Source organism: Bradyrhizobium sp. Leo114 (assembly GCF_055229415.2).
On the sequence record NZ_JBUYEN020000002.1, the window covers coordinates 18,574 to 41,582 of the forward strand.

20 protein-coding genes are annotated in these 23,009 nt (G+C 63.7%); 13 read left to right on the plus strand and 7 right to left on the minus strand.

The annotated features are described in order from the left end of the window. Positions 1–61 precede the first annotated feature (61 nt). On the minus strand, positions 62–1,240 hold the full coding sequence (locus ACZIRK_RS02435; RefSeq protein WP_165435121.1) for a substrate-binding domain-containing protein: 1,179 nt from the start codon (positions 1,238–1,240) through the stop codon (positions 62–64). Between the two features lie 186 nt (positions 1,241–1,426). On the opposite strand from ACZIRK_RS02435, the gene ACZIRK_RS02440 reads away from it, so the two are divergent. Beyond that, on the plus strand, positions 1,427–1,870 hold the full coding sequence (locus ACZIRK_RS02440; RefSeq protein WP_028162613.1) for a MarR family winged helix-turn-helix transcriptional regulator: 444 nt from the start codon (positions 1,427–1,429) through the stop codon (positions 1,868–1,870). A 146-nt stretch (positions 1,871–2,016) separates the two neighbouring features. On the opposite strand, the gene ACZIRK_RS02445 is transcribed toward ACZIRK_RS02440, so the two are convergent. The 4 genes from ACZIRK_RS02445 to ACZIRK_RS02460 form a co-directional block, all read right to left on the minus strand. After that, positions 2,017–2,442, minus strand: a complete 426-nt coding sequence (locus ACZIRK_RS02445; protein ID WP_245474619.1) for a DOPA 4,5-dioxygenase family protein — start codon at positions 2,440–2,442, stop codon at positions 2,017–2,019. Between the two features lie 243 nt (positions 2,443–2,685). Further along, complete coding sequence (locus tag ACZIRK_RS02450; protein ID WP_130224993.1) at positions 2,686–3,825, minus strand: PepSY-associated TM helix domain-containing protein; 1,140 nt, start codon at positions 3,823–3,825, stop codon at positions 2,686–2,688. Between the two features lie 12 nt (positions 3,826–3,837). Then, the gene (locus ACZIRK_RS02455; RefSeq protein ID WP_130224994.1) at positions 3,838–6,096 is read right to left on the minus strand and encodes a TonB-dependent siderophore receptor; all 2,259 of its coding nucleotides are present in this window, start codon (positions 6,094–6,096) and stop codon (positions 3,838–3,840) included. Positions 6,097–6,270: 174 nt separating this feature from the next. Beyond that, positions 6,271–7,503 (minus strand): amidohydrolase family protein, encoded by a 1,233-nt coding sequence (locus tag ACZIRK_RS02460; protein ID WP_130224995.1) that lies wholly within the window; start codon positions 7,501–7,503, stop codon positions 6,271–6,273. Positions 7,504–7,682: 179 nt separating this feature from the next. On the opposite strand from ACZIRK_RS02460, the gene ACZIRK_RS02465 reads away from it, so the two are divergent. From ACZIRK_RS02465 to ACZIRK_RS02475, 3 genes are all read left to right on the plus strand, one after another. After that, entirely contained in the window at positions 7,683–8,552 is an 870-nt protein-coding gene (locus ACZIRK_RS02465) for a S1C family serine protease (RefSeq protein WP_463326925.1), read from the plus strand. After that, positions 8,549–8,923, plus strand: coding sequence for a response regulator transcription factor (locus ACZIRK_RS02470; RefSeq protein ID WP_130224997.1), 375 nt, complete (start codon positions 8,549–8,551; stop codon positions 8,921–8,923). The genes ACZIRK_RS02465 and ACZIRK_RS02470 overlap by 4 nt, the downstream gene beginning before the upstream one ends. Before the next feature lie 990 nt (positions 8,924–9,913). After that, a complete protein-coding gene (locus ACZIRK_RS02475) occupies positions 9,914–10,288 on the plus strand; it encodes a YkvA family protein (protein ID WP_130229612.1) in 375 nt (124 codons plus the stop codon). Here the strand turns inward: ACZIRK_RS02475 and ACZIRK_RS02480 are convergent. Then, entirely contained in the window at positions 10,285–12,723 is a 2,439-nt protein-coding gene (locus tag ACZIRK_RS02480) for a TonB-dependent receptor (protein WP_130229613.1), read from the minus strand. The genes ACZIRK_RS02475 and ACZIRK_RS02480 overlap by 4 nt on opposite strands. A 195-nt stretch (positions 12,724–12,918) precedes the next feature. Here ACZIRK_RS02480 and ACZIRK_RS02485 point away from each other — a divergent pair, with 195 nt between their 5' ends. Next, positions 12,919–14,529, plus strand: a complete 1,611-nt coding sequence (locus tag ACZIRK_RS02485) for a rhodanese-like domain-containing protein (RefSeq protein WP_463326926.1) — start codon at positions 12,919–12,921, stop codon at positions 14,527–14,529. Positions 14,530–14,765: 236 nt separating this feature from the next. On the opposite strand, the gene ACZIRK_RS02490 is transcribed toward ACZIRK_RS02485, so the two are convergent. Beyond that, a complete protein-coding gene (locus ACZIRK_RS02490; protein WP_463326927.1) occupies positions 14,766–16,133 on the minus strand; it encodes a histidine kinase in 1,368 nt (455 codons plus the stop codon). Positions 16,134–16,325: 192 nt separating this feature from the next. Here ACZIRK_RS02490 and ACZIRK_RS02495 point away from each other — a divergent pair, with 192 nt between their 5' ends. The 8 genes from ACZIRK_RS02495 (at position 16,326) to ACZIRK_RS02530 (ending at position 22,942) form a co-directional block, all read left to right on the plus strand. Then, on the plus strand, positions 16,326–16,946 hold the full coding sequence (locus tag ACZIRK_RS02495; RefSeq protein WP_130229615.1) for a response regulator transcription factor: 621 nt from the start codon (positions 16,326–16,328) through the stop codon (positions 16,944–16,946). A gap of 87 nt (positions 16,947–17,033) precedes the next feature. Next, on the plus strand, positions 17,034–17,879 hold the full coding sequence (gene fghA / locus ACZIRK_RS02500) for an S-formylglutathione hydrolase (protein ID WP_130229616.1): 846 nt from the start codon (positions 17,034–17,036) through the stop codon (positions 17,877–17,879). Positions 17,880–18,080: 201 nt separating this feature from the next. Continuing rightward, positions 18,081–19,262, plus strand: coding sequence for an ABC transporter substrate-binding protein (locus ACZIRK_RS02505; protein WP_130229617.1), 1,182 nt, complete (start codon positions 18,081–18,083; stop codon positions 19,260–19,262). A gap of 14 nt (positions 19,263–19,276) precedes the next feature. Beyond that, entirely contained in the window at positions 19,277–20,248 is a 972-nt protein-coding gene (locus tag ACZIRK_RS02510; RefSeq protein ID WP_245475051.1) for a YVTN family beta-propeller repeat protein, read from the plus strand. Between the two features lie 41 nt (positions 20,249–20,289). Further along, a complete protein-coding gene (locus ACZIRK_RS02515) occupies positions 20,290–21,066 on the plus strand; it encodes an ABC transporter ATP-binding protein (protein WP_463326985.1) in 777 nt (258 codons plus the stop codon). Next, entirely contained in the window at positions 21,063–21,911 is an 849-nt protein-coding gene (locus ACZIRK_RS02520; RefSeq protein WP_130229619.1) for an ABC transporter permease, read from the plus strand. The genes ACZIRK_RS02515 and ACZIRK_RS02520 overlap by 4 nt, the downstream gene beginning before the upstream one ends. Next, on the plus strand, positions 21,908–22,522 hold the full coding sequence (locus ACZIRK_RS02525; RefSeq protein WP_130229620.1) for a hypothetical protein: 615 nt from the start codon (positions 21,908–21,910) through the stop codon (positions 22,520–22,522). Before ACZIRK_RS02520 ends, ACZIRK_RS02525 begins: the two co-directional genes overlap by 4 nt. A gap of 126 nt (positions 22,523–22,648) precedes the next feature. After that, positions 22,649–22,942, plus strand: coding sequence for a copper-binding protein (locus ACZIRK_RS02530; RefSeq protein ID WP_028162629.1), 294 nt, complete (start codon positions 22,649–22,651; stop codon positions 22,940–22,942). Positions 22,943–23,009 lie beyond the last annotated feature (67 nt).

Genomic DNA, 23,009 nt, shown 5'->3' on the forward strand with positions numbered 1-23,009 from the left:
ATTTTCCTTTTCAAGAATTATTTTGCAGAACTGCGCGCGCGGACGCAACCCCTTGCGGGCGTCAGATCGTCTTGATCAGCTTGAAATCGAGGCCGTCGGCTTCGGCGAGATACATCGGCATCTCCGCGCGGCCGCTGCGAATGGTGATCGGCCCGCGGGCGCCGGTATAGACGATGTTGCGTCCCGCAGTGAGCAGCGGTTTGAACGCCAGCGAGCCCGCGCGCTCGGCCGCCGCCTGCAGGAAGCGCAGACCCTCGTAGTTGGATTGCGCGACCGAACCGATCGGCGGTGCGGTGGAGCTGAACGTGGCGTGATACTGACTGAGAAAATCATCATTGGCGCGCGAGCCGATGCCGATGAAATAGCCGGACGCGCAGAACAGGTTCTCGGTGTTGTCGGCGCCGATACCGAGCAGCACGGTCTCGTCCATCGCGCCGGCCAGCCTGAGCGTCGTTGCCGCCAGGCCGCTCTCGGCAAAGGCGCGGTTGAAGGTGATGCTGTCGGTGCCGATCAGCGAGATCAGCACGACATCGGGACGCGCGGCACGGATGCGGTCGAGATGGGCGGAATGATTGTCCTCGCCGACGGGGACGAACTCCTCGCCGACCACCTGCCCGCCGGACTCGGCGATATATTTCTTCACCGCACGATGCGATTGCCACGGCCAGACATAGTCGCTACCGATCAGATACCAGCGCGAGGCCTTCTTGACATCGGCGAGCCAGTGGATCGCGGGCCGGCTCTGCCAGCGCGGCGTCTCGCCGATCGCCATCACCCCCGGCGTGCGCTCGCCGCCCTCATAGACCGGCGTGTAGATATAGGGCACCCGGCCGCCGGTGACCTTGCGCAGCGCGACGCGGACCGCGCTGATATGCGAGCCCATGATCACGTCGACCTCGTCAAGGGCGACCGCCTCCGCGGCACGGCGGACGACATCCTCGATCGGGCCGCCGGCATCCAGCATCGTCAATTCGATCTCGCGGCCCAAAATGCCGCCGCGACGATTGATCTCGGAGACCGCGAGCAACACCGCGTTGGTGGTGGCCGGCCCCCAGATTCCCGGCGAGCCGGAGAAGGTGAGGAAGTTCGCGACCCTCAATTTGTTGTGGGCGCCACCTCGCTTGCTGAAGCCGACATCAGCGGGATGCCAGGAGGGATCGGTCGTCGGCGCCGACAGGCCTCTGAACACGAAGGGCGGCATGGGGGCGCCGCCGCTGTTGACGCTGACTGTTGAGAGCACGCCCACTCCTGTCCGACACTTCGCCCCTTGTCGCGCGGTGCATCGATGCACGGCGCCGCCGGTTGTCCCACCCGTTCGACAAATATCCTAGGCGAAAATATTGAAACTTCAACAATTGCCATGCATATAGAACGGGCAATCAGCGCCAGTCGTTCACTCATCAGGGTCAAAACAAAGTCTTCAATCGTGGCCAAACCGCCAAGCCAAGATACCCCGCTCACTGAACATCTCGCCTACCTGCTCGCGCAAGCCAACCGGGAAATCAACCGGCAGCTTGAATCGCGGCTGGCCAAGGAGGGTGTGCCGGTCGAGCAGTGGCGAATCCTGAAGGTCCTGTTCGACGGCAACGGCCGTTCGATGGGCGAGCTCGCCGAAGCCGTGCTGCTCAACCACCCGACGCTGACCAAGATCGTCGACCGCATGGTGTCGGATGCCCTGGTCTACCGCGTCCAGGATCCGAAGGACCGCCGCAAGGTGCTGATGTTCTGCTCCGAGCGCGGAAAAATTCTGTGCCAGCGATTGAACTCGCTCGCGATGAGCCAGGAAGCGCATATCGTCGAGAACTACGGCAACAAGTCCACCAACGAATTGAAGCGGCTACTCGAAAACCTGATCGACAGCGCGAATTGAGTTGTGAACTTGTAGGGTGGGCAAAGGCGCGTCAGCGCCGTGCCCACCATCAAGCGCTCCGCTCGTAACGGTGGGCACGCTTCCGCCGCCGCGTGTTGATAGGCTTCAGCCAGAAGTCGCTTTGCCCACCCTTCAACCGAGGCGGTTCACGGCCGAAGATGCGGCGTCGTATTCGGCGCGGGTGCCTGCTCGAGTTCGCTCTCTTCCGGCAGCTTCTCGCCGTGCACGGTGAGCGGGCGGCCGATCCAAAGCGGATCGACGAGATGATCGCGGCGCGGATTGCTCGTGTTCGGATGCACGAGGATGCTGAGGCTGCCGTGGTTGAGCATCAGCCACGGCACGAACTCGGCAAAGACCTCTGCGGCGAAAGCCACCTGGTACATGGCCTGATCGTGCGGCCCGACCTTGACGTCGTGCCATCGGCCCAGCGTGACCGAAAAGCGCTCGCCGATCCATGTCCTCAAGCGCTCGGCCTCCGGCCTCGTTGTCGCCGGATCGTAGTAGATATGGGCGTGATAGCTCGCGATCTCGCCGGCCGACCGCGCCATGGCACCTTCCTGCAAATCGCTCATTCGATTCACCTCGCCTGTTCAGGCGGAGTTATCTAAGCGTTCTTCGGTTCCAGCGCCATGGCCGGACGCGCAGCCACGTCCACAGGCATATGATCACCGGCACGGCGACAGTCACCCATGAAAGGTAGCGGCCGAAATCGCCCCACATCAGTGCAGCCAGAAGCCCGATCAACGTCAACACGGCGACAAGGATCGGCGCGCCGAATACGCTGAGCCAACGGGGCGAGCTGTCAGTGCGACTAGTCATCGCGACGCGAGCGCCATGGGGCCTTCCGCCCGCATGGCAGGGGCATGCGCCTTCCTGCTGCGGCGCGCGAACCAGAGATAGAGACCGCTGCCGATCACCACGATCGTCAGCACATCGAGCGCCGCCCAGATGATCTTCAGCGGCATCCCGCCATAATCGCCGAAATGCAGCGGCTGCGAGACCAAGAGCGCCTGGAGATAGGCCGGCAGCGCGCGGGTATCGGCAACCGCCGCAGTCTCGCCGTCGAGCAGCACCGGTTTCAACAGGCGCGAGGTCAGCGGCGTGTCGCCGCGCATGAAGGCGGCAAAATGATGCGACGAGGTGAAGGGCGTGCCGGGATATGCGATGAACGCGATCGACATACCCGGCGCAGCCTCGGTCGCCTGCGCAACAACATCGTCCAGCGACGCGAGATGCGCCGGCGGCGGCTTGCCGGCATAGGGCGCCACCATGGCGGCGAGCTCGGTCGACTTCCACTGCGCCAGCATCAGTTCCGCCCAGGTGTTGACGACGCCGGTCAAGCCGACCACGAGCGTCCAGGCGATGGTGACGACGCCGATCAGATTATGCCAGTCGAGCCAACCGACGCGACGCGAGCTATTCTTGCGAATTGTCGCAAAGCTCAAACGGCGCGTGAACGGCCAGTACAATACGACGCCTGAAACGATCGCGACCGCGAACAGCAGCCCCATGCCGCCGAGGAACAGCTTGCCGGCCTGGCCCGCGAACATATCGGTGTGCAGCTTCAGCACGATCAGCATCGGGCCGGTGCCGACCGGGCCAAGCAGCTTGGTCGAAACCGCGTCGAAGGCGCGCACCGTCGCATTGTCCGGCTTGCCGTCAACGGCATCGTTGGTGAAAGCCATCACCAGCCCGGGCTCATCCTTGTCCCAGGAGATGTACTGCATCACCCGGCCGGAGTCGGCGGCGAGCGCAGCTTCAACGATCCGCTGCGGAGGCACCGGCCGCTGGCCGGCCGCAGCTTGCGGCTGCGGCGCATAGCCCAGCGCCTCGTCGATCTCGTGGTGAAAGATCAGCGGCAGGCCGGTAAGACACAACAGCAGCAGGAACAGGGTCGAGACCAGGCTGGTCCAGGTGTGGACGAGCGACCAGAGCCTGACAGTGCGTGCCTTCAGCGTCGTACTCCTCTACCATTTGTAGGAAAGGCTCGCCGTGATCCGGCGTCGATCACCGTAGAAGCAGGCGGTCGACGATGAGCAGCTTGCGACATAGATCTTGTCGGAGATATTGACGACATTCAAGGCGGCCCGCCAGTTCTGCCATTCATAGTGAACCGTCGCGTCGCCAAGGAAGACGGCTGGCACAGTCAGCGTGTTGGCAGTGTCCGCAAAGGATTCACCAACGTAACGCAGACCGCCGCCAAATCCAAACCCGCGCAGCGGCCCATCCTGGAACGTATAGTCCGCCCAGGTCGACGCCACCTGCTGTGGCGTGTTGGTCGGCGCCTTGCCGATCAAAGCAGGGTTCAGGTCCTTGCTGATGAATAGATTGTAGGTGGTGAAGGAGCCGGTCACCTTGAGACCCGGCATGACATTGGCCACAATTTCGGCTTCGACGCCGCGCGAGGTGACCTCACCATTCTGGGTCTGCAGCAGCGTGTTGTTCGGATCTGTCGTCAGCGCATTCTGGCGTTTCAGATCGAACAAGGCGACGCCGAAATGGCCGTTGAAGCCGAGAGGCTGGACCTTCAAGCCGATCTCGGTCTGCTCGCCGGTTTCGGGCAAGAGCAACTGGTTCGCGGCGTTGCGGCCGACAATCGGATTGTAGCTGGTCGCATAAGCGACATAGGGTGCGACCCCGCTGTCGAAATTATAGATCAGGCCGACACGGCCGCTGAACCGGCTGTCGTCACGGTTCTGATCCGGGCCGATACGATTGTCGTTGTTGGTTGAAACCCAATCGTTGCGGCCGCTCAGCACAAGCGTAAAGCGGTCGAGCTTGACCTGATCCTGTATATAGGCGCCGAGCTGCTTCTGGGTCAGCGTCGCATCCTGGTAAGGAGCTCCGTTGAAGGGTGCAGTCGGCGTGTAGACCGGGTTGACCAGGTTGAGCGGCGTCGCAGAACCAAAACCCTGCCAATCAGCCAGGCTGTAATGCTTCAGGTCGAGCCCGAACAGCATGGTGTGGCCAAGCGGCCCGGTGGCGAAACGATATTCGAGCTGGCTGTCGAGATCAGCCTGGTTGGCGATGCCCCGGGTCACGAAGTTGCCGCGCGCGAGATTGGCTGCGGCAGGCGTGGTGGCATAGCCGAGGCCGTATAGCGTCGCCAGAGTGACGTCGACATGGGCGAAGCGTGCATTCTGCCGGAACGTGACGCTGTCGGAGAGATTGCGCTCGAACTGATAGCCGAGCATTTCCTGTTCGCGCTTGAAGGTATCCATGCTGGGATCGCTGGCGAACAGGCTGGTCGGAATACGGCCGAACGGCGCGTCGACGACGGTGCCGACGTAAGGCAGAAAGTTCTGGCTGCGCGTCTGGTTATACGAGGCTGATGCGAGCACGGTGAAACTGGTGTCGGCATCGGGCTTCCACGTCACCGACGGCGCAATGAAGTAATTGTTGTTGGGGGTGAAGTCGACCTGGGTACCGCCATTTTGGACCTGGCCTACCACGCGATAGAATAATTGGCCGTTATTGGCCTGCGTTTGCACCGGCCCACCGAAGTCAAAAGCAACATAGGCGTTGCCGAAATTGTTGACGCCGGTTTCAAGATAGCGGATCGGCTCCGCCGGCGGCATCTTGCTGATCGCATTCACGATGCCACTCGGACTTGAGCCGCCGTAAAGCACCGCTGAAGGCCCGCGCAGGACTTCGACCCGCTCCAGGTTGAACGGCTGCAGCTTCCAGCTCGCGTAAGATGTGTAGAACAGTTGCAAGCCATCGAGGAACAGGCCGATATCGTCGGACTTGAAGCCGCGAATCAGGAACCAGTCGTTGCGGATATCGGCGCCGAAGGTACCGGCCACGACTCCCGGCGCGTAGCGCAGGATCTCGTCGAGCTTGCCCGGCTTCTGGTCGCGGATCTGCTCGCTGCCGATCACCGAGATCGCCTGCGGCGTTTCCATGATCGGCGTGTTGGTCTTGGTGCCGGCCATGCTGCGCCCGGCAACATAACCATCGATCGGGCCGCGCGGATTCTCAACTACCGTCGTATTGCCGCGTAACGGCTGCACTTGGCGCGGCGGCGTGATCTGCGTGGCGCGCTGAACGCGGCGCTGCGCCACAGGCTGCGCGCGACGGCGCGCTTCTGGCGCCTGGACCGTGACCGGCGGTAGCGGTTGCGTCGTTTGCGAAGAACTCGATTGCGCGAATGTTGCCTGGGGCAACAATACCAAAGACGATGCCGTCGCCGACGCGGCGACAGCCAACCCACGAAGAACCTTCAATCCACCACCCCGACTGCAGCTTGCCCCCTGCGCGCCGGGAATGACCACGGCGCGCCAGCGGGATCACGCTTAGGCGAGGAGTGGAGGCCACCGCCAATAGAACACCTCTAGAACTTTCAAGAATCATTCCAAGAATGATTCTTGAAATACAAGCGTCGATTGCATCGAGAAACATCATCGCTTGAGCTGCGCGACATCGCGCATGTACGCGAGATCGATCATGCGTCCGTGGCTGACGACTGCGGCCGGAGGCGTGTGAAAGCGAAGCACGTCGGTAACATCAGGATGATCAAGCACGACGAGGTTGGCAGAATACCCCACCTCGATACCGTACTTCGCTAGATTGATCGCCGCTGCCGGTCGTGACGTGATCATATCGTAGAGCGTATTGATGTCCCGCTCCTTCGTCATCCACAACAGATGCGCGGCAAGGAACGCCACCTCCGGCATGTTGTTCCGGCCGAATGGATAGTAGGCATCGGAAATATCGTCCTGCCCGAGGCAGACGTTGACGCCCTGTTGCAGGAGCTCCTTGACCCGTGCGTGCAACGGACCGGTATGGGGGTCGCTGACGATGCTGACGCGCGCCTGCCGCAACAGCTCGGTCAATTCTCCGAAATAGGATTGCGGATAGAGCGCCATCGCCCGGCAATGATGCGCCAGCGCGCGTCCCTGGTAGCCGCGCGAGATCGCCTGGCGCGCCATCGATTCCAGCGTCTTCATGTTGGGATCGCCGACGTCGTCCAGCAACATCGAGATATCAGCGTTGAACTCGGCGGCGAGATCGAAACAAAAATCGATGTGGGCCTGCATGTCATCGGGGCAGGATTCGATCCAGGGAATCCCGCCGACCACATCGGCGCCGATCGCCATCGCCTCCCGCACCAACCGGTCGGCACCCGGCTCGCGAGCAAGCCCGTCCTGCGCGAACGCCACGACCTGGAGATCGACGATGCCGCGGAATTCCTCGCGCACCGCCAGCAGTGCCTTGACGCCCTCGAGCCGCGCCTTGGTGTCGACATCGGCAAAGGCGCGGATGTGCAGATTGCCATGCAGCGCCGCCAGCGCGACCGCACGCCTGGCGTTCGGGATGATCCAGGACGCATCGTATGTCTCCTTCACCGCGGCGGCGAGATCGATTGCTTTCGCCGCCTCGCTCATGCCGCCGCCGTGATAGGCTTCAAGCGCTGCTTCCGTCATCATCGGCAGCGTCCACACCTTGCAAAGATGCAGATGTGCGTTGACGTAAGGAGGGGTGACCAGGTTTCCGGCCGCATCCAGCGTCAGGCGGGCATCGCCGCCGAGGCGCGGCGCTATCTCGGCAATGACACCGTCCGAAATCGCGATGTCCGCAAGCGCGTCGCCCTGGCCCCGCAAGCGGGCATTTCGGATCAAGAGGTCAGTCATATCGGCAATTCCGGTCGAGCAGGAGAATTGAGAAGCGGGGGCTCGTATCGAGGGCCGCAATGCACATCTGATGCAAGAAGGATACCGTTCCGGCGCGGCGGTTCACGCCTGCCCACCCGGGCAGTTTCCAACGGCGCAGGAGCGTGCCCAGATCGGAGAAAATCCAACGGAGTTTTACCATGTCCGATCCCTCAGTGCTTGCCACATTCTCCGGCGCGATGGCCGACATCGTCGCCCGCGCCGCGCCTGCCGTCGTCTCCGTACACTCGCACCGCTCGCGTGCTTCGGGCTTTGTCTGGAAAGCGGGCCTGGTCGTCACCGCCGACGAGGCGCTTGCAGAAGAAGGCGAGGTCATCGTCCGCTTTGCCGACGGAACGGAGCGGCCTGCAACCATCGCCGGACGCGATCACACCACGGATATTGCGCTATTGCGGGTCGAGACCTCCAACATCGCGCCGACCAAACTTTCATCGGCGGTACCGGCGCTCGGATCGCTGGCGCTGGTCGTCGCCGCCGAGCGTGGCGTGCCCGCGGCGGCGCTCGGCCTGATATCGCTGGTCGGCGGCACTTGGCGGAGCCTGCGCGGCGGCGACATCGATGCGCGCATCGAGCTCGACGTCCGCCTGAGGCCGAGTCATGAGGGTGGGCTTGCGCTCAATGGCTCCGGCGATGCCATCGGCATGGCCGTGCTCGGCGCCCGGCGCGTCCTTGTCATCCCGGCCGCGACCATCGCGCGCGTGGCGAGCCGGCTGGAGACCCATGGCCGGATCGCGCGCGGCTATCTCGGGCTCGGCCTGCAGCCGGTCAAGCTCGACGACGGCATCGGCGCGATGGTGATGAGCGTCGACAAGGCCGGCCCCTCGGCGGCCGCCGGCATCCGGCAAGGCGACGTGATCGTCGGCTGGAACGACGAGAAGATTTCCGGCGTGCGGGCCCTGCTCAGGGCGCTCGGGCCCGACAGCGTCGGCGCCACCGTCGACGTCGCGGTGCGGCGTGGCGGCGAGCCGGTGCGGGTCAAGCTGACGGTCGGGGAAAGGCCGGAGACGTGAGCGAACAGACCTCGCCTCCCCTCGTCGTCGCCATCGACGTCGGCGATCCCGCGCTGGCGGACCGGCTCGCATCGCTGCTTGGCGGCGTCGCAGGCTTGCGCCTTGCCGCGCCGGGCGAAGCGGCGAGCATCGCGCTGGTCTCAAGAGATCAGCCAGCGGGCGAACGATCGGAGATCGAGCTGACGCCGCGCGAGCGCGACGTGCTGGCGCTGATGGCCGAGGGCGCCTCGAACAAGGCGATTGCGCGGCAGCTCGGGATATCCGTGCACACCGCCAAATTCCACGTCAGCTCGCTGCTCGACAAGCTCGACGCCACCGGCCGCACCGATGCGGTGGCGCATGCGGCGCGGCGCGGGGTGATCCATCTGTAAGGAGATGCGCGGGTCCCCTTCACGCGGAGGCGTGGATTGCTTCGCGGAGCCTGTCATCGGGCGGCGCTTTCGCGCCGACCCGGTGGCTCGCAATGAGGCGCGCGGACAGTTCTGATTCAAATGTCAAACAGCTCTGCGCCGTCATCGTCCGGCTCGATCGGGCGATCCAGCAGGCCTGTAGGATGGGTAGAGCGGAGCGAAACCCATCGCGAAGGAGCAAGCGGCACGAATGATGGGTTTCGCTCCGCTCTATCCATCCTACGTCTGATTCAAACGGCGGATGTGAGTTCGCGTTCTCGCGGCGCGCTGCGCCCGAGGTTTGCGTGACCGTTACCCTCCTCGATATCAGAGGGCGCAGGGAAAGCCGGGTGCTGGTTGCACCCGTGGGTCCCGTGCAACAAAAAGCACGGGGGTAGGACCACAGGTTCAACCGAAGCATTCCGGCTTTCCCTGCGCGATGGTTTACGGCTTACTTCGTGCTCTCCCCGGTGACCGGGCTCTTTTGCCACCGTCACTTCGCAAGAAGCTTAGCGCCAGCGTCGGGGCGCCAGGACCACACGACTTCGCCGTCCGCGAATATCACGCTCGTCAGTCGTAACACCCGCGTCCACCGCATCTCACCGCAACGTTCGTGACGATCGCGACCCGCCCCTCATCCGCCGTGAGACGCGCGGAGTTAAATCACTGATTTGCCCGACGGCGAAAGTGGAATGTTTTTCGCGCGAGGGCTGGACAGACTTTTGGTGATTTGCCCGTCGGGTTGATTTGTCGCACCCAAACCAGCCACATCATCATTGCGAGCGAAGCGAAGCAATCCATAGCGTCGCACGCGGAGGAATGGATTGCTTCGCGGAGGAGCCTGTCATCGGGCGCGCGTTCGCGCGATCCGTTGGCTCGCAATGACGGCGGAGTTTGAGGCGCAGGAGGCAGTGGGTTACGCTCAACTTCCCTGCGAACGGCCCTCAAGCGGGAGAGGTGGAAAGAGAGCAGATGCTGGAGGCCATCAAAACCTGGGCGCGCACGCTCAAGCGCGACAGTCGCGCTGTCTATCTGGCCGCCCGCGACCCGCGGGTGCCGTGGTACGCGAAGCTACTCGCCATTGCGGTTGCGGGATATGCGCTCTCGCCGATCGACCTCATTCCCGACTTCATTCCGGTGATCGGCTATCTCGACGATCTCGTGCTGGTGCCGCTCGGCATCTGGCTCGTGATCTCGCTGGTTCCGAAGGAGATCATGGTCGAGTGCCGCGCCAAGGCGAGTGAAGCCTCGCCTCCGGCCAGCCGTGCCGCGATGGCCGTCATCATCCTCGTCTGGATCAGTGCGGCGCTGGCGCTTGGCTGGGCCGCCTACAGGTATTGGGGTTAGAACGTCGCCCGAACTCCCGCATAGAAGGCGCGCGGCCGGGCCGGGCTGACCGAGCGCGGATCGGTGAACGCTACCCCGCCAGCGGCGAAATTGGGCACCTGGTCCGTCTCGAAGAAGGTGCCGTAGGTCGCGTATCGGCTGTCGAGGAGGTTATCGATACGACCATAGATCTGGACGTTCTTGGTGAGCTGGTAGGAGGCATGGGCATTGAACACAGCGTAGGACGCCAGCTTCGGCGCCTGGTTGGAGTCGTCGCCGACAAAATACTGGCCGCTGACGTAGATCGCGTCCGCGCCGACCTTGAACTGATCGGTGAGCGCATAGTCGAAGCCGGCCTTGATGCGATGGCGAGGAACCGCAGGAACCTGGTTGCCGGGCAGGATCTGCACATTGCCGTTTTCATCGGCGAAGGGACTGTTGGAGCCGACCTGCAGCGCATCCAGGAACCGCGCGTCGATGAAGGCATAGCTCGCATACATCTGCAGCGCGGATGATTTCACCTGGATTTCGGCCTCGACGCCCTGTCGTCGCGTCGAACCGACATTCTGGAAATAGCCGAAGCCCTGCAGCACCGGGCTTGGGATCGCGAGAATGTCGTTGTTGTTGGTGGTGCGGAAGCCGCCGACCTTCCAGGACAGCGTGCCGATGTTCAATTCCTTGGTGCCGCGCAGGCCGGCCTCGACGGTGCGCGACACCACCTGTTGCAGTGGCGGATCGGAGACCAGGAAGGCGCCAACGATGCAGGGGCGCGCGGGATCGGCGCAGCCCAGCTCCAGCGGCGTCGGCGCGCGATTGGCTTCGGAGTAGCCGGCATAGGCGGTCAGCTCCGGTGTGATCTTGTAGGTGCCGCCGATGATCGGGTTGAAGCGGTCATAGATGCTGTAGCCGTTCAGGGCGGTGCCGATCTGGTCCTCAAGCCTGATGCGCGCATCGTTATAGCGGCCGCCCGCCGTGATCGAGAACGCATTCGTGACGTCGAAGGTGTCGAGCGCATAGATGCCGGTATACTGATTGGTGGTGCGCAGCGAGACCGGGCCGATCGAGACGGGATCGCCGGACTGGCCGAGAAAGATGCCGCTGCCGCTGACGACGTAGTTCTGGCCGATGGTGCCGAGCTCCGCACTCGCGGTGAAGTTCGAGACGCTGGTGTCGAAGCTGGCACCGATCGTGAAGCGGTTGTCATGGCCGAAGAGTTGATCCGTGTTCGTCGCCGCCAGTTGCATGCCCCCCGTGGTCGATTTCGTCGTGGTGCGGTCGTTCTCGCCAAGCACCGCGCCCGCCGGAAACGGATTGGCGAGCTGGACGCCGTTCAGGCCGTTTGCCGGGACATCATCGCTATTGAAGCACAGTAGCCCTGCATCGGCCTCGCACGGCTCCGTCGCCGTCGGATTGCCGTCTTGCGTCTTCTGCTTGTAGAACCGCAGATGCGCAGCACCCTCGATGGTCCAGGTCGGGGTCGCCTCCACCTTTCCCGTCAGGTTGAAGTAGCCGACCTTGTTGGCAGTGGTTTGCGGCGTGGTGTAGGTCGCGCCCCAATATCGCTGCAGCAGTTCGACCGGCACGGTGGCCGCCGCGCCGAACTTGTTATCGGCGAGGCCGATATTGAGATGGAATTCGCTGACGTCGTTCTTGTGGGCGACGTCGCCGTAGAAGCGGCGGACGTCGGAAGGAGAGAAGTTGCGAAAGCCGTTGTCGTGCAGACCTTCCAGCGCGCCATAGACGGCAAAATTGTCGATCTGCTTGCCCCATTGTGCCGCGCCCTGGATGCGGCCGAACGAGCCGCCCATGGTGTTGATCTCGGCGCCCTGATAGGAAAAGCCGTCCTTCATCTGGACGACGACTGCGCCGCCCAGCGCGTTGAGACCGAAGGCTGGATTGTTGGTCACAACATCGATGGACCTGACCGCACTGGTTGGAATCAGGTCCCAGTTGACGGTGTCACCGAAGGCTTCGTTGATCCGTACCCCGTTCTGGTAGACCGCAAGGCCCTGCGGCGTGCCTGCCACCGGAGACGCCACGAAGCCGCGGAACTGGACATCCGGCTGGAAGGGATTGCCGGCGACCTCATTGACGATGACGCCCGGCACGCGCTGGTCGAGCGCGGTCGTGATATTGAGCGAATCGGTTCGCGCGATTTCCCTGCTGTCGACGACATTGACGGCCGCCGGAATCTTGTCCGCTTCGACCGCGGCGGCCGAATCCGAGGTCGGCGTCGGCGCGGTCGGGACATAAACGACCCTTGGCGCTCTTGTCCGCGCGCGCACGGGAGCCGTCGTAGGACGGCCGCGCCTGGCGCGGTCTGCAGGCGTCACCTCCACCGGCGGCAATGTCTCGACCTGCTGGCCCCCGCTCTGGGCGAATCCGGTCTCGTTCCCGACGACAACGACAGCACCCGTCGCAATCGATGCGACAAGCAGCACCCGCACGCCCGCCATTTACCACCCGTTCCACCCACCGTCCGGCCGTTGTCGCCGGTTCGAGCGATACTAGAGCGCAGGACGAGCCATACGCTACCTGTAAGTGTTCCCGAAAGTTTCGGGAAAATTCCCGGTCCGCTTCGGCCAGCGCCATCGGCCGTCGACAATATCTGCTATATGCCGACCCTCACGAGTTCCTCTCTGGATGCACCAATGAAGCCAATCTCCGGCACGCAGCCGAAGCCGTCTGACGCCGCACCAATTATTACGCCCACCGAATTGCGCCGGCGCTGGCGGGCCGGCGAGGAGGTGGCGCTGCTCGACGTGCGCGAGGAAGGCCCCTACTCGCTGGCGCATCCGTTCTTCGCCGTCTCCCTGCCGCTTTCGCAGATCGAGCTGCGTGTTCTCGATCTGATCCCGCGGCTTGGCGCCCCCATTGTCGTGTACGACGACGGCGAAGGATATGCCGAGCGGGCGGCGATACGCATTTCAGCGCTCGGCTATAGGGACGTTTCGATCCTCGACGGCGGCCTGGGGGCGTACCGCGCAGTCGGCGAGGTGTTCCGCGACGTCAATGTGCCGAGCAAGGCGTTCGGCGAACTCGTCGAGGCGATCCGCCACACGCCGTCCCTGTCGGCAAACGAGGTCAAGGCCCTGATCGAGACGGAGCCCGATCTGGTCGTGCTCGACGCCCGCCGGTTCGAGGAATACCGGACCATGAGCATTCCGCGCGGCGTCAGCGTTCCCGGCGGTGAGCTCGCGTTTCGCGCAAGGGAAATCGCGCCCGCGCCCGGCACCACCATCATCGTCAATTGCGCCGGCCGAACGCGCAGCATCATCGGCACGCAGTCGCTGATCAATGCCGGGCTTCCCAACAAGGTCTTCGCGCTGCGAAACGGCACGATCGGCTGGACCTTGGCCGGACATCAGGTCGAACGTGACAGGACCGACCGGTTCCTGGAGCGCCCCGAAGCGACTTATTCCACAGCACTCGCCAGCGCGACGCGATGGGCCGAGCGCGTCGGCGTCCCCTCGCTTGACCGCAGCACATTCGATCGCTTTGTCGCGCAGGCGAACGAACGCACGCTCTATCTGCTCGATGTGCGGACGCCGGAGGAATACGAGCGCGGATATCCGCCCGGCTTCGCCTCCGCACCTGGCGGGCAGCTCGTGCAGGCGACGGACGAATGGGTTGCCGTGCGCGGATCGCGGCTCGTGCTGTTCGATGACGACGGCGTTCGCGCACGCATGGCCGCATCCTGGTTGATCCAGATGGGCTGGGAGGCTCACATCGTCGGGCCGGAGGTGATTGGGGCGACCGAGGCCGGCACTCGGCCACCGCGCCGTCCCGTGCCGGCAGCCTCGGTCCCTACGATCGACGTGGCGGACCTGATCGCAAATCCCGATAGCTGGACCGTCATTGATCTCGCGCGCAGCCCCGCTTACGCCGCGGGCCATATCCCCGGGGCGCATTTCGTGCTGGCCTCGCGCTTCACCGAAGATTTGCCGCGGCTACCCGGCGAAGGAGCGATCATTCTCACCAGCGCCGACGGCGACGAAGCCCTGTTCGCGCTTGCGGATGCGACCGCTTCGACGCAGCGCAAAGTAACCGTGCTGAAAGGCGGAACGCGCGCCTGGACCAGCAGCAATCAGCCGCTGGAGCGGGACCGGCATTCCTGGATCTCGCACCCTGATGATGTCTACAAGCGCCCTTATGAGGGAACGGACAATGCGGCGGCCGCGATGCAGGCCTATATCGATTGGGAGCTGCACCTTGTCGCCCAGCTCGCAAACGATTCAGTGTCCAACTTTCACGTCGTGTAGGTCTCACGTCGTCTGGGGCGGCACAACCAGCTAGAGTATGATGTCATTAGGTTGAATCGGCCTGGCCGCAAGTTCACCTCTCCCGAAGGGAGAGGTCGAGCCGAAGGCGCGGGTGAGGGGCTACGGTCCCTCGATAGAGCAGATCCCCTCACCCGGCGCTATGCGCCGACCTCTCCCTATGGGAGAGGTGAAGAGCAGCACCCTTGGCGGATACAATTCGACCTCATCTCATGGAACTAGGCGCGCGCTCCCGTAGGAACCAGCGCCTCCACCGTCACGCCATCAGACGACGAAACCGTCAGCGAGCCGCCCAACGCTAACAGGCGTTCGCGCATGCCGGTCAGGCCAAAGCCGAACTGGTGATCCGCACTCAAGCCGCGGCCGTTGTCGCGGACCCGAACCCGCGCACAACAGCGATTTCCCCGCACGCTGTCCGGCTGCTCCGCCGGCTCGACGGTGACCGTGACCGCGGTCGCGCCGGCATGGCGGAAGGCATTGGTCAGCGCTTCCTGGACGACGCGGTAGATCGTGAGATCGGCCGTCTCCCCGGTCTCGCCGAGTGCAGGAGAAATGGTTGTTTCGATCGCGACCTCCGGATACGATTCCTTCCACAGGCGGAACAGGGCAGAGAGCGCCTCGTGAAGTCCGAGCTCGGCGAGCCCGACCGGCCGCAGCTTCTCCAATATCCGGCGCGTGAACTGCTGCAGCGCATTGACCTGCTCCAGCATCGCCCCGCCGTGCTTTCGCACCTGGTCCGAACTTGCCTCGCGCGCATCAGGTAGCCGCATCAACGCGCTTGCGTGAGCGCGCAGCGCGAACAAATGCGGGCCGAGTTCGTCGTGCAATTCGCGCGCGATCTCCTTGCGCTCGCGGTCCTGCAGCGAAAACGCGCGTTCGGCAAGCTGCCGCTTGTCCTCGATCGCCTCGCCGAGCGTGGCCGCGAGGTGGTTGAGCTGGCCACAGATCGCAGCCAGCTCCGGCGCGCCGCCCGGCGTCACCCGAACATCGTATTGCCCGGCCTCGATCTTCGCCATGGCTTGCGACAGCTCTTCGAGCGGCGCCAGCGCACGGCCGACAACGCTCCTGATGATCAGGAAAAGCACGACGACGATCGCGGCACCGATCGCGAGCTGGGTGACGATGCCGTCCCAGATCTCCGCCATCTCGTCATTCGGATGCGAGGTGATCACGAGCGATTCCGATTTGCCGCGGATCGAGATCGGCACGCTAACGGACGTTGTCTCCGGATGGACGAGCGCGACGAACCAGGCCGGCGGCGATCGCGCTTCCTCGCGGCTGTCGGTCGCCTCGTCCTGCCCGGACTTTGCGGTCGCGCCGTCCTGCCGCATGATGCTGACGTGACGCAGCCGGCTCAGATCGCGAACGATCTGGTCGAGCCGGGCGTCAGGATCCGGCGCCTCGTTCAATCCGGCAACGATCGTGGTCACGAATTCCCGCGCCAAACGAATGACGCTCTGGTCCTCGGCCTGGACCCGGGGCCCTGCCTCGACGACAAGCCGGGCGATGTTGATGGCGAGACCGAGCGCGAGGACGAGCGCCAGCAGCAGGTTGATCCGCCCGCGCAAGGAAAGTTTCTGCCACATCGCCTTTGCCCACGATCACCCGCGTTCGGTTCCTCAATCAAGAGGAGCGTTGACAGACAAATACCGCGTCTGTCTAATCGAAGGGTACAGCAATCGCGCTGGAGATGCATGAGCGAGCCTGCGGGCGAGCCGCGCTCGTGCATTCTGATGCGGTGCAGCAACGGACTGACGCAGCTATCCGGGACTTCGAGCATGCGCGTGCTGATCGTTGACGACCATCCGATCGTCGCTTCCGGCTGCCGCACCGTGTTCGCCGACGAGCCGGAGATCGAATTGCTTGAGGCATGCGACGCGGAAAGCGGCGAGCGCGTCTTTGTCGCCGAACGTCCCGACATCTCCGTGGTCGACATCAACTTGCCGACCGTCTCCGGCTTCGAACTGGCGCGGCGGATGCTGGCGCGAGACTATTCGGCGCGCATCATCATGTTCAGCATGAACGACGATCCGGTGTTCGCCGCCCGCGCCATCGAGATTGGCGCCAAGGGTTATGTGGCGAAGACTGGCGATCCCAACGATCTCGTCGAGGCGATCCGCGAAGTCGGCAATGGCGGCGTCTATCTGCCGCCCGCGATCGCGCGGCGCGTGGCCTTTGCCGGCCCCGCCGCGGCGCAGAGCCCGCTGTCGAAGCTCAATCCGCGCGAGATGGAGATCCTGCGCCTATTGAGTGCCGGCAAGACGCTCTCCGAGATCGCCTGGCTGGTTCATTCTTCCTACAAGACCGTCGCCAACACCTCCTCGATCATGCGCCAGAAACTGGGCGTGCGCACCTCAGCCGAACTAGTACGGTTGGCGATCGAGAGCGGCGTCGCCTGAAGATCGCGCACGCATGATGCGGAATTGCAGGCAGCGGTTTTCCGAAAAGATTATGCGCAGACATAGAAGAGCGCCGGAGTGCTGGAGATGACGATTCAGACCGTTTCGACCAACAAATCCCATGGCGGCATCCAGGGCGTGTACAAGCATGCCAGCCGCGAAACCAAGACCGACATGACCTTTTCGGTTTATGTCCCCCCGCATCCGGCGGGCGCGAAGCTGCCGGTGGTGTACTATCTCTCCGGCCTGACCTGCACCCATGCCAATGTCACCGAAAAGGGCGAATACCGCGACACCTGCGCCGATCTCGGCCTGATCTTCGTGGCGCCCGACACCAGCCCGCGCGGCGAGGGCGTACCCGGGGATCCCGCCGGCGCCTATGACTTCGGGCTTGGCGCCGGTTTCTATGTCGACGCCACGCGGGAGCCGTTTGCGCAGAACTACCGGATGTGGAGCTATGTGACGCAGGAATTGCCGCAGGTGGTCGCGGCAAACTTCCCGGTCGATCCCGTGCGGCAGTCGATCATGGGCCACTCCATGGGCGGCCATGGCGCGCTGACGGTGGCGCTGCGTCATCCGAACCGCTATCGCGCCGCGAGCGCTTTTGCGCCGATCGTTGCGCCGTCACAGGTGCCCTGGGGTATCAAGGCGCTCGGCGGCTATCTCGGCGATGACAGAAGCGCTTGGCGCAAGCATGACGCGGTGGCGCTGATCGACGACGGCGCGCGGTTTTCCGACCTCTTGGTGGACGTCGGCGATGCCGACTCCTTCCTTGCTGAACAGCTTCGCCCGGAACTGCTACAACAGGCCTGCGCGCAGGCAAATATCCCGCTCCTGCTCCGACGCCAGGAAGGCTACGACCATAGCTATTATTTCATCTCCACCTTCATGAGCGATCACTTGCGCTGGCACGCCGCGCGGCTGACGGCCTGAACCATCTCCATTGCGGCCACGGGTACGGCGGCATTTACATCATTGCCGCGACGGCAGACCGCGCTCTCATGATCGTGATCGGGCGGAATCGAGGACGTCGCAACGACAAAATGCGGGGTTGCAAGCCAGGACAATTCAGTCATCTTGCAGCCCACAAGTAGCTCCATCGCCGGTCAAGGCGAGGAGGCGTTCGGAGGAAACATGGTCCGATGGCTGGTCGCCGCAATCGGTCTGATCGCAATGGCGATGCCCGTGCGTGCCACCGAGCCGATCGAGATCGGCATCGGCTATCTCGGCCGCGCCGGCGTGCAGCAGACACTGTCGCTGGTCGAGCAGCCCGCCGAGAATGACGGCATCGCCGGCGCGCGGCTTGCGGTCGAGGACAACAACACCACCGGAAAATTCCTCAACCAGCGCTTTAACCTGGAAGAGGTCCGTCTCAAGGAAGGCGAGGACGCAGCGAAGGCCGCGACTGCGCTCGCCGATCGCAATGGCTTCATCATCGCCGATCTTCCGCCCGATGCGCTGCTGCAGGCAGCGGACGCACTGCGCGATCGCGGCACAGTGCTCTTGAACGCCGGCGCGATCGACGACCGGCTGCGTGAGCAGGACTGCCGCGCCAACGTGATCCACGTCGCGCCGACGCGCTCGATGCTGGCGGATGCGCTGGCGCAATATCTGGTGTGGAAGCAATGGAAGCGCTGGTTCCTCGTGGTCGGCTCACACGACAAGGACAAGCTCTATGCCGATGCGCTGCGCCGCGCGGCGACGCGGTTCGGCGCCAAGATCGTGCAGGAAAAGATCTTCGAGGACACCGGCGGCGCCCGCCGCACCGACAGCGGCGTGACGCTGATCCAGCGGCAGATGCCGGTCTTCACCCAGCAGATTCCGGCCTATGACGTGCTGGTTGCCGCTGATGAAAGCGAGGTCTTCGCGTCCTATCTGCCCTATCGCACCTGGGACCCGCGGCCGGTCGCGGGCTCGGCCGGGCTCGTGCCGACGAGCTGGGACGCAGCGCAGGATCAGTGGGGCGCGGTCCAGATCCAGAACCGCTTCGTGAAACTGAATTCGCGGCGCATGACCGCGCTCGACATGCAGGCCTGGACCGCCGCGCGCATGATCGGCGAAGCCGCCTCGCGCGCGAACTCGGGCGACCCGAAGAAGCTGCTTGCTTTCCTCAAGGGACCGGATTTCTCGGTGGCGGCGTTCAAGGGCACGCGGCTGACGCTGCGCGACTGGAACCTGCAGCTTCGCCAGCCGATTCTTCTGGTCGATGGACGCATGGTCGTCTCGGTGTCGCCGCAGGAAGGTTTCCTGCACCAGGTCTCCGAGCTCGACACGCTCGGCGTCGACCGTCCCGAGACGAAATGCAAGCTGCAATGAGGGAGAGATCGCGCATGTGGCGCCGCTGTCTGCTTTCCGGAACGGTCCTTTGGCTCACGGCCGCCGCCCCCGCTTCCGCCTTCATGGCTTACGTCTCGAACGAGAAGGGCAACACTGTTTCGGTGATTGACACCGATAGCTGGACGGTGACGAAAACCATCAAGGTCGGCCAGCGGCCGCGCGGCATCGAATTCAGCCGCGACGGCAAGTTCGTGATGGTCGCGGTCGGCGACGACGACACTATCCAGGTGATCGACGCCAAGAAGCAGGAGGTGGTGGATACCCTACCCTCCGGTCCCGATCCGGAACTGTTCACCCAGGATGCCGCGGGCAAGATCATGTACGTCGCCAACGAGAACGACAATACGGTGACCGTGATCGATCTCGAAAAGCGCGCCCGTATCGGCGACGTCCAGGTCGGCGTCGAGCCGGAGGGCATGACAATCAGCCCGGACGGCAAGATCCTGATCAACACCTCCGAGACCACCAACATGGCGCATTTCATCGATACGTCGACGCGCCAGATCGTCGCCAACGTGCTGGTCGACGCCCGGCCGCGCTTTGCCGAGTTCAAGCATGACGGCTCGGAATTGTGGGTCTCGTCCGAGATCGGCGGCACGGTGTCGATCGTCGATCCCGTCAAGCACGTGGTGAGCGGCAAGGTCACCTTCAACATTCCCGGCCTGCGCAGCGAGGCGATCCAGCCGGTCGGCATCGGCATGACCAAGGATGACAAGACCGCCTTCGTCGCGCTCGGTCCCGCCAACCGCATCGCGGTGGTCGATGCCGTCAATCACAAGGTGACCAAATATCTCCTGGTCGGGCAGCGCGTCTGGCACATGGCGTTCACGCCGGACGAGAAATACCTGCTGGTGACCAATGGCGTGTCCAACGACGTCTCCGTCATCGACGTCGCCGCGCAAAAGGTGATCAAGACCATCCAGGTCGGCGAACTTCCCTGGGGCGTTACGATTGCACCGCAATGACAGCAGCCGAGATACCCATCGCTGACAAATCATCGCCGGACATGTCGGCCCGGCACGATCCTGCCGGCGTTGCCGCTCTGTCGATCGACGGCGTCAGCCATTCCTATGGCGCGCGCCGCGCGCTGATCGATGTGAGCTTTGACGTCGCGCCGGCGAGCTCCACCGCGCTGCTCGGCCTGAACGGCGCCGGCAAGAGCACGCTGTTCTCGCTGATCACCCGATTGTTCGGCATCCAGGCAGGTCGCATCGGCATTTTCGGCCACGACATCAGCCGCGCGCCGGGCGAGGCGCTGCGGCTGCTCGGCGTCGTATTCCAGCCGCGCACGCTCGACCTCGATCTGTCGGTGACGCAGAACCTGCTCTATCACGCCGCCCTGCACGGCATCGGCCGGCGCGAGGCGCGGCTGCGCTCAGGCGAGGTGCTGGCGCGTATTGCGCTCTCCGACCGCGCCGGCAGCAAGGTGCGCGATCTCTCCGGCGGCCAGATGCGCCGGCTGGAGATCGCGCGTGCACTGCTGCACCGGCCGCGCCTGTTGCTGCTGGACGAGGCGACGGTCGGCCTCGACGTCAAGGCCCGTTCAGACATCCTTAACCACGTCCGACAGCTCGTCTCCGAGCAAGGCATCGGCGTGCTCTGGGCCACGCATTTGTTCGACGAGATCATGGCAAGCGATGACCTCGTGGTGCTGCACCAGGGCAAGGTGCTGGCGCGCGGCCAGGTCTCACGCGTGATCGCGGACACTGGCGCGCAGGACATCAACACCGCCTTCATGCGCCTGACCGGGGCTGCAGGGAAAGCCGGGAGCGAGGCATCATGAGCTCCATCACCGTCACGCCGTCACGGCGCGGCTTTTCGTTCGGCGAATACCTCACCTGCCTGAACGGCATTGTGTGGCGCGAGGCGCTGCGCTTCCTGCATCAGCGCGAACGCTTCGTCTCGGCGCTGGTTAGGCCGCTGGTATGGCTGTTCATCTTCGCCGCCGGCTTCCGCCAGGTGCTGGGCATCTCGATCATTCCGCCCTACGAGACCTACATCCTCTACGAGGTCTATATCGCGCCGGGACTGATGGCGATGATCCAGCTTTTCAACGGCATGCAATCCTCGCTCTCGATGGTCTATGACCGCGAGATGGGCAACATGCGCACGCTGCTGGTGAGCCCGCTGCCGCGCGGCTACCTGTTATTCTGCAAACTGCTGGCGGGCACGGCGGTGTCGCTGTTGCAGGTCTATGCCTTCCTCGTCATCGCATGGCTCTGGGACATCACGCCGCCGCCGATCGGCTATCTCACCGTGCTGCCGGCGCTGGTGCTATCAGGGCTGATGTTGGGGGCGCTTGGCATGCTGATCTCCTCGGGGATCAAGCAGCTCGAGAATTTTGCCGGCGTCATGAACTTCGTGATCTTTCCAATGTTCTTTGCCTCATCCGCGCTGTATCCGCTGTGGCGGGTGCAGGAAGGCAGCCCGATGCTTTACTATGTCTGCCAGTTCAATCCATTCACCCATGCGGTCGAATTGATCCGCTTTGCGCTTTATGGCCAGATCAACTGGATTTCGCTTGGCGTCGTCGCCGGCTGCACGGCGGTGTTCATGATCGGCGCGATCCTGGCCTATGATCCCTCGCGTGGTTTGGCGCGGCGCGGGCCTGCGGGAGGGGAGACATGATCGGGCGGATTGCGATCGGAACATTGCTTGCCATCGCGGCGTCGCTCGGGATCGCGCACGCCGCGGATCCGCGCTATCCCGACTGGCCCTGCGCGCAGGCCAAAGTGCCGGAGATTTCGCTCGCGGCGGTCTGGGCGGGACCGCCGCTCGACGACGTCCAGAACAAATGGAAAGAGGACCCCAACATCAGCGTGCTGGTGGAGAAGCTGGCCGCGCGGCGCACGCCGCTCGATGATGCCCAAAAGGCGATCACTGACTTCCTTGCGGCTTCCGCGTCCGACAAGACGACCGCCGGCAAGCTGCTGTTCGCCGGCTTGTTCGATTCGCTCAACGCCCAGCGTTCCTCGGTCATGAACGGCATCGAGCGGGTGACACGCAAGCAACGCGAGGCGGCCGAGAAGGTCCGCGCCGACACGCTCGCGCTGCAGGCGCTGCAGAACTCATCCTCGCCCGATCAAGCCAAGGTCGACGAACTCAGCAATACCCTGCTGTGGGAAACGCGGATCTTCGAAGACCGCCAACGTGTGGTCAGATTTGTCTGCGAAGTACCGACAACGATCGACCAGCGCCTGTTCGCGCTTGGCCGTACGATCCAGCAAGAGATGGAGTAGCGCCGGTTCCGGCGCAAAAAGGTCAGTACAGCTCACCTTTTGTCCGGTTCCGCCGACTAAATGCCGGAACCAAACGTGATTCCAGCGTCTTGTCGCTCAAGCCATCTCGAAACCCGGAGAGTTTTGATGAGAACAACGACGATCATCTTGGCGGGCGCGACGGCCCTCGGAATCTTTGCAACCGCGGCTTCGGCTCAACAAAACATGACGGGAACCATCACCAAGATCGACCGGCTGAATAGCACCATCTCGATCCAGCAAACGCAGAGCGGCACGGTCGGCGCAGGCAGCGGCGCAATACAGGAATTCAAGGTGACTGACACCAACAAGCTTGAACCCTTCCACGCTGGCGACAAGGTGAACTTCTCCGCCTCCGAAGGCGGCAGCACCAAGACCATCACCGACCTGAAGAAGCAGTAGTGTCATCACACTGAACCTCGGCCCTCGCGGCCGAGGTTCAGCTTCGCCTGAGTGAAGTAGTCGCAGG